The 13,539-nt window shown below is 62.4% G+C and carries 13 protein-coding genes; 7 read left to right on the top strand and 6 right to left on the bottom strand.

What is annotated here, in order from left to right; translation table 11 throughout:
• Positions 1–87 precede the first annotated feature (87 nt).
• Complete coding sequence (locus tag M0808_RS11700) at positions 88–1,017, bottom strand: LysR family transcriptional regulator (protein ID WP_007962958.1); 930 nt, start codon at positions 1,015–1,017, stop codon at positions 88–90.
• A 118-nt stretch (positions 1,018–1,135) separates the two neighbouring features.
• Here M0808_RS11700 and M0808_RS11705 point away from each other — a divergent pair, with 118 nt between their 5' ends.
• The 3 genes from M0808_RS11705 to M0808_RS11715 all read left to right on the top strand — a co-directional run bounded on the left by M0808_RS11705 (position 1,136) and on the right by M0808_RS11715 (position 2,802).
• Positions 1,136–1,429 carry a putative quinol monooxygenase gene (locus tag M0808_RS11705; protein ID WP_247841171.1) on the top strand — a complete coding sequence of 98 codons (294 nt, stop codon included), beginning with the start codon at positions 1,136–1,138 and terminating at the stop codon, positions 1,427–1,429.
• A gap of 32 nt (positions 1,430–1,461) precedes the next feature.
• Positions 1,462–2,475 (top strand): zinc-binding alcohol dehydrogenase family protein, encoded by a 1,014-nt coding sequence (locus tag M0808_RS11710; protein ID WP_247841174.1) that lies wholly within the window; start codon positions 1,462–1,464, stop codon positions 2,473–2,475.
• Positions 2,476–2,628: 153 nt separating this feature from the next.
• Positions 2,629–2,802, top strand: a complete 174-nt coding sequence (locus M0808_RS11715) for a hypothetical protein (protein ID WP_166496092.1) — start codon at positions 2,629–2,631, stop codon at positions 2,800–2,802.
• Between the two features lie 5 nt (positions 2,803–2,807).
• On the opposite strand, the gene M0808_RS11720 is transcribed toward M0808_RS11715, so the two are convergent.
• Both M0808_RS11720 and M0808_RS11725 read right to left on the bottom strand, forming a co-directional pair.
• The gene (locus M0808_RS11720) at positions 2,808–4,010 is read right to left on the bottom strand and encodes a multidrug effflux MFS transporter (RefSeq protein ID WP_027613631.1); all 1,203 of its coding nucleotides are present in this window, start codon (positions 4,008–4,010) and stop codon (positions 2,808–2,810) included.
• 233 nt (positions 4,011–4,243) lie between these two features.
• Positions 4,244–4,444, bottom strand: a complete 201-nt coding sequence (locus M0808_RS11725) for a cation transporter (protein WP_096794848.1) — start codon at positions 4,442–4,444, stop codon at positions 4,244–4,246.
• Between the two features lie 148 nt (positions 4,445–4,592).
• Here M0808_RS11725 and M0808_RS11730 point away from each other — a divergent pair, with 148 nt between their 5' ends.
• The 3 genes from M0808_RS11730 to cueR all read left to right on the top strand — a co-directional run bounded on the left by M0808_RS11730 (position 4,593) and on the right by cueR (position 7,973).
• Positions 4,593–4,976, top strand: a complete 384-nt coding sequence (locus tag M0808_RS11730; protein ID WP_210556610.1) for a hypothetical protein — start codon at positions 4,593–4,595, stop codon at positions 4,974–4,976.
• A 193-nt stretch (positions 4,977–5,169) separates the two neighbouring features.
• The gene (cueA, locus tag M0808_RS11735; RefSeq protein WP_247841176.1) at positions 5,170–7,563 is read left to right on the top strand and encodes a copper resistance metal-translocating P1-type ATPase CueA; all 2,394 of its coding nucleotides are present in this window, start codon (positions 5,170–5,172) and stop codon (positions 7,561–7,563) included.
• Complete coding sequence (cueR, locus tag M0808_RS11740; protein ID WP_027613627.1) at positions 7,560–7,973, top strand: Cu(I)-responsive transcriptional regulator; 414 nt, start codon at positions 7,560–7,562, stop codon at positions 7,971–7,973. Before cueA ends, cueR begins: the two co-directional genes overlap by 4 nt.
• Here cueR and M0808_RS11745 read toward each other — a convergent pair.
• From M0808_RS11745 to M0808_RS11755, 3 genes are all read right to left on the bottom strand, one after another.
• Positions 7,927–9,129 (bottom strand): MFS transporter, encoded by a 1,203-nt coding sequence (locus tag M0808_RS11745; RefSeq protein ID WP_348773035.1) that lies wholly within the window; start codon positions 9,127–9,129, stop codon positions 7,927–7,929. The genes cueR and M0808_RS11745 overlap by 47 nt on opposite strands.
• 231 nt (positions 9,130–9,360) lie before the next feature.
• Positions 9,361–10,257 carry a PA4780 family RIO1-like protein kinase gene (locus M0808_RS11750; RefSeq protein WP_003221347.1) on the bottom strand — a complete coding sequence of 299 codons (897 nt, stop codon included), beginning with the start codon at positions 10,255–10,257 and terminating at the stop codon, positions 9,361–9,363.
• Positions 10,258–10,579: 322 nt separating this feature from the next.
• Complete coding sequence (locus M0808_RS11755; protein ID WP_047291079.1) at positions 10,580–11,857, bottom strand: acetyl-CoA C-acetyltransferase; 1,278 nt, start codon at positions 11,855–11,857, stop codon at positions 10,580–10,582.
• Between the two features lie 329 nt (positions 11,858–12,186).
• On the opposite strand from M0808_RS11755, the gene M0808_RS11760 reads away from it, so the two are divergent.
• Complete coding sequence (locus M0808_RS11760; RefSeq protein WP_247841177.1) at positions 12,187–13,539, top strand: 3-oxoacyl-ACP reductase; 1,353 nt, start codon at positions 12,187–12,189, stop codon at positions 13,537–13,539.

Here is a 13,539-nt window from a genome sequence, read left to right on the forward strand (position 1 = left end):
GTATAAGCGGGATGCACGCTGCTTCCTGCGCCGTGGCTGACACGAATGGTGATAGTTCCTGAGTGAAATTTCGCTAATTGCCTGCGACTAATGATCAACTTTCGGGAAATGGGGAAATTGACTACTCAATTCGGCGCATCGGCTGGCGAGCATTTCCCTCAAAAGGTTCACCGGCTTACTCAATTGTGCGCGATGGGCGCACAACAGATTCAGCGGAGCACGCTCACAGAGCAGCTCCGGCAGCAACACTTTGAGGCGCCCGGCGAGCACATCCGCGCCGACATCGAGCCACGATTTGTAGGCGATGCCCGCCCCCGCCACCGCCCACAACCGGACGACGTCGGCGTCATCACTGAAGCGATCGCCACTGACCGTCAGGCCGACTTCACGTTTGCCGTCATGAAAACTCCAATGGTCGTGCACGCGGCTGCCGAGCATGTACAGCAGGCAATTGTGCTGCGCCAGTTGTTCGAGCTGACGCGGTTCGCCGTGGCGCGCCAGGTACGCCGGCGATGCGCAGAGCACGCGGCGATTGTCCGGAGCGATGGGCAGGGCCACTAGGCTCGAATCCTCGGGTTCGCCATAGCGCAGGGCGATGTCCACCGGCTGGCGGAACAGGTCGGCGATCCGGTCACCGAGCAGCAGGCGCACGGTCAGCTTCGGATGCTCGCGCTGAAACTCGTCGAGCCACGGCAACAGCAGATTGCGCCCGAAATCCGAAGGCGCCGACAACTGCAGGATGCCGCTGACCTGATCCTGCGCGCTGGAGAGAAATCGCCGGCCTTCGTCCAGCGAACTCAACGCGGCCCGCGCGTATTCGAGGAAGCCTTCGCCCTCGGCGGTCAGACGCAGGCTGCGGGTCGAGCGCGCCAGCAAACGCACGCCCAGTTGCTGTTCGATGCGTTTGAGCGCGGCGCTGGCCACAGCGGCGGACATGTCCATCACCCGCGCCGCTGCCGACAGGCTGCCCAGATCCGCCGCGCGAACGAACAACTGTAAATCGTCGAAACGCAGCATTCTCAGCCTCGATTATCAAAAAAATATTGAAAGAGACTGCTCTTTTAGCCGGTTTTATCGCGCCGAGAAATAGCCAATGATGGGTTCAAGCAAATTTATCCCGCGACTGGAGCCGCACATGTCCCAAGCATTCACCGCCATCGCCACCCTGATCGCCAAACCCGGCCAGCAGGACACCCTCGAAAACGCCCTGCGCGAACTGGTTGAGCCGAGTCGCGCCGAAGAAGGCTGCAGCCAGTACGACCTGCATCGCGACCTGGCCGATCCGCTGACCTTTTATGTGATCGAACACTGGGCCAGCGAGGAAATCCTTTCGGCGCACAACGCCAGCGCGCATTTTCAGAACTTCCAGGCCGCCGCCGGCCACTGCATCGAACACTTCCAATTGAAACGCCTTGGCACCATCGCCTGAGCCCTTCTTCTATTACCGTTACGGAGCAAGTCATGAAAGCCATCGCCTATTACGCCTCCCTGCCGATCAGCGACGTAAAATCCCTGCAAGACATCGAACTGCCGGAGCCGGTCGCCGGCCCGCGCGACCTGCTGGTGGAAGTCAAAGCCATCTCGGTCAACCCGGTCGACACCAAGGTGCGGCAGAACGTGGCGCCGGAAAACGGCGCAGCAAAAGTACTGGGCTGGGACGTCGCCGGTGTGGTCAAGGCCGTCGGCAGTGAAGTGACGCTGTTCAAGGCCGGCGACAAAGTGTTTTACGCCGGCTCCATCGCCCGTGCCGGTGGCAACAGCGAGCTGCACGTGGTCGATGAGCGCATTGTTGGCCACATGCCCAAATCCCTCGGCTTCGCCGAAGCTGCTGCACTGCCGCTGACCGCGATCACCGCGTGGGAACTGCTGTTCGAACGCCTGCAGATACGTGAGGGCAAGACCGATGAAGGTCAAAGCCTGCTGATCGTCGGCGCCGCTGGCGGCGTCGGTTCGATCCTCACCCAACTGGCCAGCCAGTTGACCGGCCTGAAGGTCATCGGCACCGCGTCCCGTGCACAGACTCGCGACTGGGTGACCGAGCTGGGTGCCGACCTGGTGATCGACCACAGCCAGCCGTTGAGCGAGGAACTGAAACGCGCCGGCATCGATCACGTGACCCACGTCGCCAGCCTGACCCAGACCGATCTGCACCTGGAGCAACTGGTCGAGGCGTTGGCCCCGCAAGGCAAACTCGCGCTGATCGACGATCCGAAGTCGCTGGACGTGAGCCAGCTCAAGCGCAAGAGCCTGTCGCTGCACTGGGAGTTCATGTACACCCGCTCGCTGTTCGAAACACCGGACATGATCGAGCAGCACAAGCTGCTCAACCGCGTGGCCGAGCTGATTGATGCGGGGACGTTGAAGACCACCGTCGGCGAGCATTTCGGCACGATCAACGCGGCGAACCTGCGCCGGGCGCATGAGCTGCTGGAAAGCGGCAAGGCCAAGGGCAAAATTGTTTTAGAAAGTTTCTGAAAACCCGGACGTCGTAATCAGCGCCAGCCCTTTCAAGGGCTGGCGCTATTTTTTGCCGTCAGTCAGATGCTTGATCGTTGTCACAAATCCGATCGTATTCAGGTCTACACTCGAAGCCTCTGCGATGCATCTTTTACACAAGGGAGGTCAGTAATGAAGATCCTGATAAAAGAAGTGGCAAAGTCCCAATGGCAGGTTCGCCTGGACCAGCACGCCGTGACCTTTCGCAGTGAAGCCGAGGCGCTCGCCTTCACCCGCACCCTCGAAGCGCGCCTGCACGCGCCCCATCGGATTCCCGACCCCGGACAGCAACGCGCCGTCGGCTGAGGCAGTCAGGCTTCGGCCTGTGCTTGCGCCAACGCCCGGGCATTCTGCAAATGCCGGGTGTACATCGCGACGCTCACCACCAGCAACCCGCACAGGCTGATGACCATGGCCATCGGCATGGCGCTGCCATCGTGCAGAACGCCCACCAGCGAAGCCGCGCCGGAAGCCACGCTGAACTGCAGGCAGCCCATCAGTGCCGACGCACTACCGGCACGCGCACCCTGGCCGTTCATTGCACACGCCGCTGCGTTGGGCAGGATGCAGCCGAGGCTGGCGATACACACGAACAACGGGATCAACAGGGGCCACAACGCTTCGGTGTGCAGCGAGCTGACCGCGAGCAAAGAAACCCCGGCCAGCAGATACACCCACACCGCCCGTGCCAGCAGAAACGCCGGACCGCGCTTGGCCAATAGCCGCGCATTGACCTGAGCCACCAGAATGAAACCCGCCGCATTGGTGCCGAACAGCCAGCCGAAATGCTCGGCCGGTACGCCGTAGAGCTTGATGAAGACGAACGGCGAACCGGCGATATAGGAAAACATCCCGGCGACCGCAATCCCACCGGTCAGGGCGTGTCCGAGAAACACCCGGTCGCCGAACAACCGGCCGTATTGGCGCAACGCACCGGACAATGGCTGGCGCGGCACATGGGCCGGCAGACTTTCCGGCAGCCCCAACGCCACAGCGAGGCCGGCCAGTGCGCTGAAGCCCGTCAGTGCGAGGAAGATCGACTGCCAGCCCGTGGTGTTGACCAGCAGACCGCCGAGCAACGGCGCGAGAATCGGCGCCAGCCCCATCACCAGCATCAGTTGCGAAAAGACTTTCGCCGAACCAACCGCATCGCACTTATCACTGACCACCGCCCGGGAAATCACCATCCCCGCGCAGCCGCCCAGCGCCTGAACGAAACGCGCACCGATCAGCCATTCCAGATTCGGTGCGTAGGCACAGGCCAGCGAGGCCAGGGTGAACAGGCCGACACCGACCAACAGCGGCAGGCGCCGCCCAAACCGGTCGGCCACCGGGCCATACAGCAACTGCCCGATCGACAGACCGGCGAAATAGGCCGCCAGGGTCAGTTGCACATGCTTTTCATCAGTGCCAAAGGCCAGCGCCATCGACGGGAACGCCGGCAAATAGAAGTCGATCGCCAGCGGACCGAAGGCGCTCAAGGCACCAAGAATCAGAATGGTACGGAAGTTCATCAGGCATCCAGGTTGGATAGAAGTCGGCAGCCCGACAGTCTAGCCGCGCTGAGACACCTTGAACATTCCGATAGCTCGCTAACTATTAGAAATCAGATGACCTACACCTGAAACCTGTGGCGAGGGAGCTTGCTCCCGCTGGACTGCGCAGCACGCCGAGTGTTTTTCAATTGAAAAAAAGGGCCGCTTCGCGACCCGGCGGGAGCAAGCTCCCTCGCCACTGGGGTCTATCGTTAACCGGCCAATTTCACCGGGTAGCCCTCTTCGCTGATCACCTCGATCACCTGCTCGGCACTCAGCGAACTCTCGACGCCGACTTCTTTGGCCGCCAGATCGACCCGTACGCTGGCCGCCGGATCCTTCGCCTGCACGGCGTTGGTGATGGCTTTGACACAGTGGCCGCAGGACATGCCTTGAACGTTGAACACTTGCATGGATGGACTCCTTTGAGTGAGGTTGCCCGCAGTGTCGAGCTTGCCACCATGGCAAGGTCAAGTTCTGCAGTAAACTGCCGGGCTGGCAATCGGCGTCGCGCTCAGCCAAGCTGCGTGCATCAATGACTCAAATTCAGGAGATTCAGCCATGCGCTGGTCAGCTTTCAGCCTGTTTGGCTTGCTCAGCCTCTTTGCCGCCCTGCCCCAGGCCAACGCGACCGGTGAGGACTACGCCGTTCTGATCATCTCGCGCGAGCGTCTGGAAGTGCCGACTCCCTGCGAGATTGGCGTGTACGTCAATGATCAACTCGCTGGGCGCCTGCTGCAGGAACAAACCACTTCGTTCAACCTGCCCCACGGGACGATTTCCATTCGTCTGAAACAGTTGCCTGGTCAGGTGCCGGGTTGCCAGGCAGGCATGCTGGCACCGCCCGCGCAGGAGATCTCGCTCAAGGCCGGCGATGTGCTCAAGTACCGGATCGCGGCAAATGCCAAAGGCTTGTACCTGCGACCTGCCGCCCTCGAATACTAGGTAAAACCAGACTGTGGGAGCGGGCTTGCTCGCGAATGCGGTGTGTCATGCAGCGATGATGTTGACTGACACACCGCATTCGCGAGCAAGCCCGCTCCCACACTGTTTTTGTAGTGAGTCAAATATTGGCGCTTGACCTTGCCCGCGTGGCAAGGTTGATCCTTGTAGGCATCTTCTACAGGGAGTAAGACCGATGTCCGATTCCATCACTTTCGATCTGCCGATTGCCGGCATGACCTGCGCCAGTTGCGCCGGGCGTGTCGAGCGGGCGTTGCGCAAAGTCAGCGGCGCCAGTGCCGTCAGCGTCAATCTCGCCACCGAACAGGCCCGCGTCCAGGCGCCTGGTGACAGCTTGCCGGCGTTGATGGAGGCGGTTGAACGCGCCGGTTACAGCGTGCCACAGCAGACGGTGGAGTTGAGCATCGACGGCATGACCTGCGCCTCGTGCGTCGGTCGCGTCGAGCGCGCCCTGAACAAAGTCCCCGGGGTGAAGAGCGTCAGCGTCAACCTCGCCAACGAACGCGCGCACCTCGAATGGCTCGGTCAGGTCGATATTCAGTCGCTGCTCGATGCTGTAAGCAAGGCCGGCTACTCGGCCAGCGTCTGGCAAGCCGAACATCCGGCCACCGATAACCAGCAACAGCGCCTGCAACATGAGCGCTGGGCGCTGATCTGCGCGATCGCCCTGGCCTTGCCGCTGGTGTTGCCAATGCTGCTGCAACCGTTCGGCATTCACTGGATGCTTCCGGCCTGGGCGCAATTCGCCCTCGCCACCCCGGTGCAATTCATTTTCGGTGCACGTTTCTACGTGGCCGCGTGGAAAGCCGTGCGCGCCGGCGCCGGTAACATGGACTTGCTGGTGGCCCTCGGCACCAGCGCCGGTTATGGCTTGAGCCTGTACGAATGGGCCACCGCCGCCGGGCGCATGCCGCATCTGTATTTCGAAGCCTCGGCGGTGGTGATCGCCCTGGTTCTCCTCGGCAAATACCTGGAAAGCCGCGCCAAACGCCAGACCGCCAGCGCCATCCGCGCCCTCGAAGCCTTGCGCCCGGAGCGGGCGATTCAAGTCATCGACGGTCGTGAACAGGACGTCGCGATCAGCGCCCTGCGTCTGAACGATCAGGTCTTGGTCAAACCCGGTGAACGTTTCCCGGTAGACGGCGAAGTACTTGAAGGCCAAAGCCACGCCGACGAAGCGCTGATCAGCGGCGAAAGCCTGCCAGTGCCAAAACAGCCGGGCGACAAGGTCACCGGTGGTGCGATCAACGGTGAAGGTCGCCTGCTGGTGCGCACCACCGCCCTCGGTGCGGAAAGTGTATTAGCGCGGATAATCCGTCTGGTCGAGGACGCTCAGGCGGCAAAAGCACCGATCCAGAAACTGGTGGATAAGGTCAGCCAGGTGTTCGTGCCCACCGTGTTGCTGATCGCCCTCGCCACCCTGATCGGCTGGTGGCTGTACGGCGCGCCCATGGAAACCGCATTGATCAATGCGGTCGCTGTGCTGGTGATTGCCTGTCCGTGTGCCCTCGGTCTCGCCACGCCGACGGCGATCATGGCCGGCACGGGTGTGGCTGCGCGTCACGGGATTCTGATCAAGGATGCCGAAGCGCTGGAACGTGCCCATGCAGTCGACAACGTGGTCTTCGACAAGACCGGCACGCTGACTTCCGGCACCCCGCGTATCGCCCATTTCAGTGCGCTGGATGGCGATGAAAATACTCTGCTGACACTGGCAGGCGCCCTGCAACGCGGCAGCGAGCATCCGCTGGCCAAAGCCGTGTTGGACGCGGCCGCCGAGCGTGACCTGAGCGTGCCGGATGTCAGCGACAGCCAGGCCCTGACCGGACGCGGTATCGCTGGCACGCTTGATGGTCGGCGCCTGGCGCTGGGCAATCGGCGCTTGCTGGAAGAAAGCGGCCTGAGCGCCGGCAATCTCGCCGAGTCTGCCAAGGTCTGGGAAAGTGAAGGCCGGACCTTGTCGTGGCTGATCGAGCAAAGCCCGGAACCGCAAGTGCTCGGACTGTTCGCCTTCGGCGACACGCTCAAGCCCGGCGCACTGCAAGCCGTGCAGCAACTGGCCGTCCGCGGTATTCACAGCCATCTGCTGACCGGCGACAACCGTGGCAGTGCGCGCGTGGTGGCCGAGGCGCTGGGCATTGAAAACGTTCATGCCGAAGTACTCCCCGCCGACAAAGCCGCGACCGTCGCCGAACTGAAGAAAACCGGCGTGGTGGCGATGGTCGGCGACGGCATCAACGACGCCCCGGCACTGGCGGCGGCCGACATTGGCATCGCCATGGGCGGCGGCACCGACGTAGCGATGCACGCCGCCGGCATCACTCTGATGCGCGGCGATCCACGGCTGGTGCCGGCAGCGCTGGAGATCAGCCGCAAGACTTACGCGAAGATCCGCCAGAACCTGTTCTGGGCCTTCGTCTACAACCTGATCGGCATTCCGCTGGCAGCGCTCGGCTTCCTCAATCCGGTGCTGGCCGGTGCGGCGATGGCGCTGTCGAGCGTCAGCGTGGTGAGCAATGCGCTACTGTTGAAAACCTGGAAACCGAAGGATCTGGAGGAGCACCGATGAACATCGGCCAAGCGGCCCGGCACAGTGGCCTGAGTGCAAAGATGATCCGCTATTACGAGTCGATCGGCCTGCTCAAGGCTGCCCATCGCACCGACAGCGGCTACCGGGTCTACAGCGACGATGACCTGCACACCCTGGCGTTCATCAAGCGTTCGCGGGATCTGGGATTTTCTCTGGAGGAAGTCGGCAAGCTGCTGACCCTGTGGCAGGATCGCCAGCGTGCCAGTGCCGATGTGAAAGCGCTGGCACGGCAGCACATCGACGAGCTGAACCGGAAGATCCGTGAACTCGGCGAGCTGCGCGACACCCTGCAGGATCTGGTCGAGCACTGTAATGGCGACCATCGCCCCGACTGTCCGATCCTCAAGGAGCTGGCGTCGGGCTGCTGCGCGCAACCCGCCCGCGCCTGAGCGCCAGCAGCTTCACGGTCAACAGCGTACCGAGCGGGATGCCGTGGAACAGCATGACCACGGTACCCGGTGTCCACCAGCCGTAAAACGGCGCGGCAACCAGCATGCCGACGCCGAACCCGGTCATTTGCAGCAAGGTCAGGAAACTGAAAATCGGCAGGCGCAAATGCTCCGGTTCACGCTGCAGACGCGACATCAGGCTGACTTCGGAGAAACCGTCCCCCAGCCCCGCCGGCAGCGAGAACAGCAGCAGGCCGTAAAGGCTGTGCTGCTGGAACATCAGGATGAAACCGCAGGACATCAACGCCACGCCGAAGAAATACCGTCGCTCCAGATCACGGTTATCCGTGCCTTTGAGGCGACTGGCAATCCGTGCGCCGAGCAGTTTGCCGCTGGCCCACACCGCCAGCATCAGGCCCAGCGTGGTGCTGGCCGAATCGGGTGTGAGCAATTTGGAGATGATCGGGAATCCGACGTTGTGCGCGGCACTGCCCAAGGTGTCGGCCATGGTCACGGCAAGCATCGCGGCGATCACCGGAGCGCTGCGCAGGCCTTGTTTCAGGGCTGACCATTCGCCGCGTTCGCTGGTCGATTGTTCGCTGACTTCTGCAGCGGCGAAGCGCAACGGTGCAATCAACAGCGCCGCCAGCACATAGGTCAGTGCGTTGAGCGCAAACACCGTTTCGAAACCAAATGCCGCCACCAGCAAGCCGGATACCAGGCTGCCGCCGACCATCGCTGCGGATGACGCCGAGGTGATCCAGGCATTGGTTTTCAGTAGCTGCGCCGGGTCGATCAGCCGTGGCAACTGGCTGTTGAGGCCGATGGCGAACATCGAATTGCCAAAACCCAGGCCGAAAGCGATCACCGGCAACAGCAACGCCTGCTGGCTCAGCGGCAGGATCAACAGCAGGCCAAGCAACGCCACGCGCAGCAGATCGAAAGCGATCAACGGCACCCGGCCACTCCAGCGCCGATAGAAGCGCGTACCGATCAGGCTGGCAAAAATCCCCCCGCCAACCCGACTGGCGAGGAACACCCCGACGCTCATCGCGCTGTTGCTCAGCAGGTAAACGTAAGTCGCCAGCGCGACCATGTTGAGGAAGGCGCCGAAGTCGGAGATCAGCCGGGCGGTGATGATGAGGCGGGCGTTCACATTCAATCCTTGAGTGTGCGAGGGCGGACAAGATTCCCACACACATTTCAAGAACACCACAAATCCCTGTGGGAGCGGGCTTGCCCGCGAAGGCAGTGTGTCAGCCAACAAGGATGGCGGCTGATACGGCCCCTTCGCGAGCAAGCCCGCTCCCACAGGGGGATCTGCGGTGGTTCTGGAAATGCGGCAGGCACAAAAAACCCGGCCGAAGCCGGGTTTCTGTTCAAGCGCTTACTGCATCCACGGTGGCGGCGGTGGTTCGTCGGACTTGCCCTTGGGCTCGTCATCCGCCGCACGGATCGCCTGCTTGCGCTCTTCGTCGAGCCGCGCCGCTTCAATCTCGCGCAATACACCGCCAACGTCGGCCAGATCTTCCGGATCGTCGAACTCACCGGTCAGCACGCTGTTGGGGTGCAAGGTGCCGGCTTCGTACAACGCCCACATTTCCTTCGCGTAGCGGGTCTGCTTCAGCTCCGGGGCAAAGCGCCCGAAGTACGACGCCATGTTGCCCACATCGCGCTCGAGCATGCTGAACGCGTGGTTGTTGCCGGCGGCATCCACCGCCTGCGGCAGGTCGATGATCACCGGGCCGGTCGGGGTCAGGAGCACGTTGAACTCCGAGAGGTCACCGTGCACCAGACCGGTACACAACATCAGCACGATCTGCGAGATCAGGAACGCGTGATATTCGCGGGCCTGATCCGGCTCCAGCACCACGTCGTTCAGACGCGGCGCGGCATCGCCATATTCGTCGGCCACCAGCTCCATCAGCAGCACGCCATCGAGAAAATCATACGGCTTGGGCACTCGCACGCCGGCACCGGCCAGACGGAACAGCGCCGCGACTTCGGCGTTCTGCCAGGCGTCCTCGGTCTCCTTGCGACCGAATTTCGAACCCTTGGCCATCGCCCGCGCCTGCCGGCTGTTACGCACCTTGCGGCCTTCCTGATACTCGGCTGCCTGGCGGAAACTGCGTTTGTTCGCCTCCTTGTAAACCTTCGCGCAACGTAACTGGTTACCGCAGCGCACCACATAAACAGCTGCTTCTTTACCACTCATGAGTGGGCGCAGCACTTCGTCGACCAGACCGTCTTCGATCAGGGGTTCAATGCGTTTTGGAGTCTTCATCAGCTTTTATTGTGGGTCCTTTATTACCAAACACGCGAATGTCACTCGTTATACGGCAATCCTCGCGCTACGGGGAGGGGTTGCCGACCTGTGAACCCTGTGGATGCACACACTGTGCCGAAATAATCGAGCTTTGCCGATCATAGCCGAGCCCACCTTACTTGTAGCTATCGGCCGTCAAGGGCATTTGCGACAGAATCTGACATTGGCATTCATTTCCCCTGTGGGAGCGGGCTTGCTCGCGAAAGCGGTCTGTCAGACACAATGACGGCGCCTGACACGGCCCCTTCGCGAGCAAGCCCGCTCCCACAGGGGATTGTGCTCAACGTTCGATGATCGCGGTGACACCCTGGCCGCCAGCGGCGCAGATCGAAATCAGCCCCCTACCCTTGCCCGCCGCATCCAGCAGTTTTGCCAGGTTGGCGACAATTCGCCCGCCGGTCGCGGCAAACGGATGCCCCGCCGCCAGCGAGCTGCCTTTCACATTCAGCCGGCTGCGGTCGATCGAACCCAGCGGTGCGTCCAGCCCCAAACGCGTCTTGCAGTATTCGGGGTCTTCCCAGGCCTTGAGCGTGCACAGCACCTGCGCGGCGAACGCTTCGTGAATTTCGTAGTAATCGAAGTCTTGCAGGGTCAACCCATTACGCGCCAGCAAGCGCGGAACCGCATACACCGGCGCCATCAACAGCCCTTCGGCACCGTTGACGAAATCCACCGCCGCCGCTTCGCCATCGCGCAGATAGGCGAGGATCGGCAAACCACGTTCTTTTGCCCATTCCTCGCTGCCCAGCAGCACCACTGAGGCGCCGTCGGTGAGTGGCGTGGAGTTGCCTGCCGTCAGCGTGCCCTTCGCGCTTTTTTCGAAAGCGGGTTTGAGCGTGGCGAGTTTTTCCAGGGTCAGGTCCGGGCGCAGGTTGTTGTCGCGGGTCAGGCCGAGGAAAGGCGTCATCAGATCGTTGTGCCAGCCTTCACTGTAGGACGCGGCGAGTTTGTGATGGCTTTCGAGGGCCAGTTGATCCTGCTCCTCACGGGGGATGTTCCAGGTCTGCGCCATCAGTTCGCAGTGCTGGCCCATCGACAGGCCGGTGCGCGGCTCGCCGTTACGCGGGAATTCCGGGATCAGGTGCCGCGGACGCAGTTGCAGAAAGGTTTTCAGCTTGTCGCCGGTGGTCTTGGCGCGGTTGGCCTGCAGAAGGATTTTGCGCAAGCCTTCGCTGACGCTGATCGGCGCGTCCGAGGTGGTGTCGACGCCACCGGCAATGCCGCAATCGATCTGGCCGAGGGCGATTTTGTTGGCCACCAGCAGCGCTGCCTCCAGCCCGGTGCCGCAGGCTTGCTGGATGTCATAGGCCGGGGTGGCCGGTGAGAGGCGCGAGCCGAGCACACATTCGCGGGTCAGATTCATATCCCGTGACAATTTAAGCACCGCACCGGCCACCACTTCGCCGATGCGCTGGCCGTGCAGGTTGTAGCGTTCGATCAGGCCTTCCAGGGCAGCAGTGAGCATCACCTGATTGCTGGCAGTGGCGTACGGCCCGTTGGAGCGGGCGAAAGGAATACGGTTACCACCGATGATGGCGACGCGGCGCAGCTGACTCATGAAAAGCTCCTTTTCCAAATGATCGAATTCACCTGAATCCTTTGTAGGAGTGAGCCTGTGGTGAGGGGATTCATCCCCGATGGGTCGCGCAGCGGCCCCCTCATTGCAATCGCTATACATTGCGACTGCTTCGCAGCCGATCGGGGATGAATCCCCTCGCCACAGGTCACTCCTACAAGGTTCAACGTTGTTTCTGAATTTGTGTTTGGCCACACAACCATCGGCGGCCAACTACTCTGCTGTTCTAGCGTAGGCCTTATTGCGTGGAGCGAACGATTGATTGCCGTTGGTAGTCCACACTTTGAACCCCAACTTTTGGAGAGCGTTCCATGTCTGACCGCTATATCGACTTCGCCAACTCATCCATCGGCCACCGTCTGGTCGGGGCTTTGGGCCTGCCGTCGCCGGTGCGGCTGGAACGCTGGCAGGCCGGACGCCTGCGGCCGGTGGACGGTGCGCTGCTGATCGGCGGTGGGCCGCTGGCCGAGCGGGTCAATGCGTTCGCCAACCGCCTGACCGATGCGATCTACAGCTACGGCACCGAACCGTCGCTGGCCACGGCGTGGATTCCCGGGCACGGGCCGAAACTCAAGGCCGTGGTGTTCGACGCCAGTGATCTGCAGCACACCGACCAGCTCAAACAGCTGCGCGAATTCTTCCAGCCGCTGATGAAAAACCTCGACAGCAGCGCGCACCTGGTGATCCTGGGCCGCGCCCCGGAAACCCTGCGCGATCCATTTGCGTCCAGTGCACAGCGAGCGCTCGAAGGCTTTTCGCGTTCGCTGGCCAAGGAGCTGCGCAGCGGCGGCACGCTGCAACTGATCTATGTCGGTGAGGGTGCCGAAGATCAGCTTGAGGGGCCGTTGCGGTTTTTCCTGTCACCGAAAAGTGCCTTTGTTTCCGGGCAGGTGATTCGCCTGAGCCCGTGCGCCACGCCGGTCACCGACTGGACCCGGCCATTGGCCGGACGCAAGGCGCTGGTCACCGGCGCGGCACGCGGGATCGGCGCCTCGATTGCCGAGACCCTCGCCCGCGATGGCGCCGAGGTGATTCTGCTCGACGTCCCCCCGGCCAAGACTGATCTGGAAGCCCTCGCCGCACGTCTTGGCGGCCGGGCGATCACCCTTGATATCTGCGCCGAAGATGCCGCCGCGCACCTGATCGAACAACTGCCGGACGGCCTCGACATTCTGGTGCACAACGCCGGGATCACCCGCGACAAGACCCTGGCCAACATGACCCCGGAATTCTGGGACGCGGTGCTGGCGGTCAACCTCAATGCCCCGCAAGTGCTGACCAAGGCGCTGCTCGACAGCGGCACCCTGCACGACAATGCGCGGGTGATTCTGCTGGCCTCGATCAGCGGCATCGCCGGCAATCGCGGGCAGACCAACTACGCCGCGAGCAAGGCCGGCCTGATCGGCCTGGCTCAGGCCTGGGCGCCGACGCTGCACGAGCGCGGCATCAGCATCAACGCTGTGGCCCCGGGCTTCATCGAAACCCAGATGACCGCGCACATCCCGTTCGGCCTGCGTGAGGCCGGACGGCGCATGAGTTCGCTGGGCCAGGGCGGCTTGCCGCAAGACGTCGCCGAAGCCGTCGCGTGGCTGGCGCAACCGGGCACCGGCGCATTTACCGGCCAGGCGCTGCGGGTCTGTGGCCAAAGTGTTCTGGGGGCATAG

It is taken from the genome of Pseudomonas sp. MWU12-3103b (assembly GCF_023100615.1).
Taxonomy (GTDB): Bacteria; Pseudomonadota; Gammaproteobacteria; order Pseudomonadales; family Pseudomonadaceae; genus Aquipseudomonas; species Aquipseudomonas putida_A.

Bases quoted from the DNA above. Each gene is read 5' to 3' on its own strand.
- cueR (WP_027613627.1), top strand. From the start codon at position 7,560: ATGAACATCGGCCAAGCGGCCCGGCACAGTGGCCTGAGTGCAAAGATG.
- M0808_RS11750 (WP_003221347.1), bottom strand. From the start codon at position 10,257: ATGAAGACTCCAAAACGCATTGAACCCCTGATCGAAGACGGTCTGGTC.
- cueA (WP_247841176.1), top strand. From the start codon at position 5,170: ATGTCCGATTCCATCACTTTCGATCTGCCGATTGCCGGCATGACCTGC.
- M0808_RS11715 (WP_166496092.1), top strand. From the start codon at position 2,629: ATGAAGATCCTGATAAAAGAAGTGGCAAAGTCCCAATGGCAGGTTCGC.
- M0808_RS11700 (WP_007962958.1), bottom strand. From the start codon at position 1,017: ATGCTGCGTTTCGACGATTTACAGTTGTTCGTTCGCGCGGCGGATCTG.
- M0808_RS11725 (WP_096794848.1), bottom strand. From the start codon at position 4,444: ATGCAAGTGTTCAACGTTCAAGGCATGTCCTGCGGCCACTGTGTCAAA.
- M0808_RS11720 (WP_027613631.1), bottom strand. From the start codon at position 4,010: ATGAACTTCCGTACCATTCTGATTCTTGGTGCCTTGAGCGCCTTCGGT.
- M0808_RS11760 (WP_247841177.1), top strand. From the start codon at position 12,187: ATGTCTGACCGCTATATCGACTTCGCCAACTCATCCATCGGCCACCGT.
- M0808_RS11755 (WP_047291079.1), bottom strand. From the start codon at position 11,857: ATGAGTCAGCTGCGCCGCGTCGCCATCATCGGTGGTAACCGTATTCCT.
- M0808_RS11730 (WP_210556610.1), top strand. From the start codon at position 4,593: ATGCGCTGGTCAGCTTTCAGCCTGTTTGGCTTGCTCAGCCTCTTTGCC.
- M0808_RS11710 (WP_247841174.1), top strand. From the start codon at position 1,462: ATGAAAGCCATCGCCTATTACGCCTCCCTGCCGATCAGCGACGTAAAA.
- M0808_RS11705 (WP_247841171.1), top strand. From the start codon at position 1,136: ATGTCCCAAGCATTCACCGCCATCGCCACCCTGATCGCCAAACCCGGC.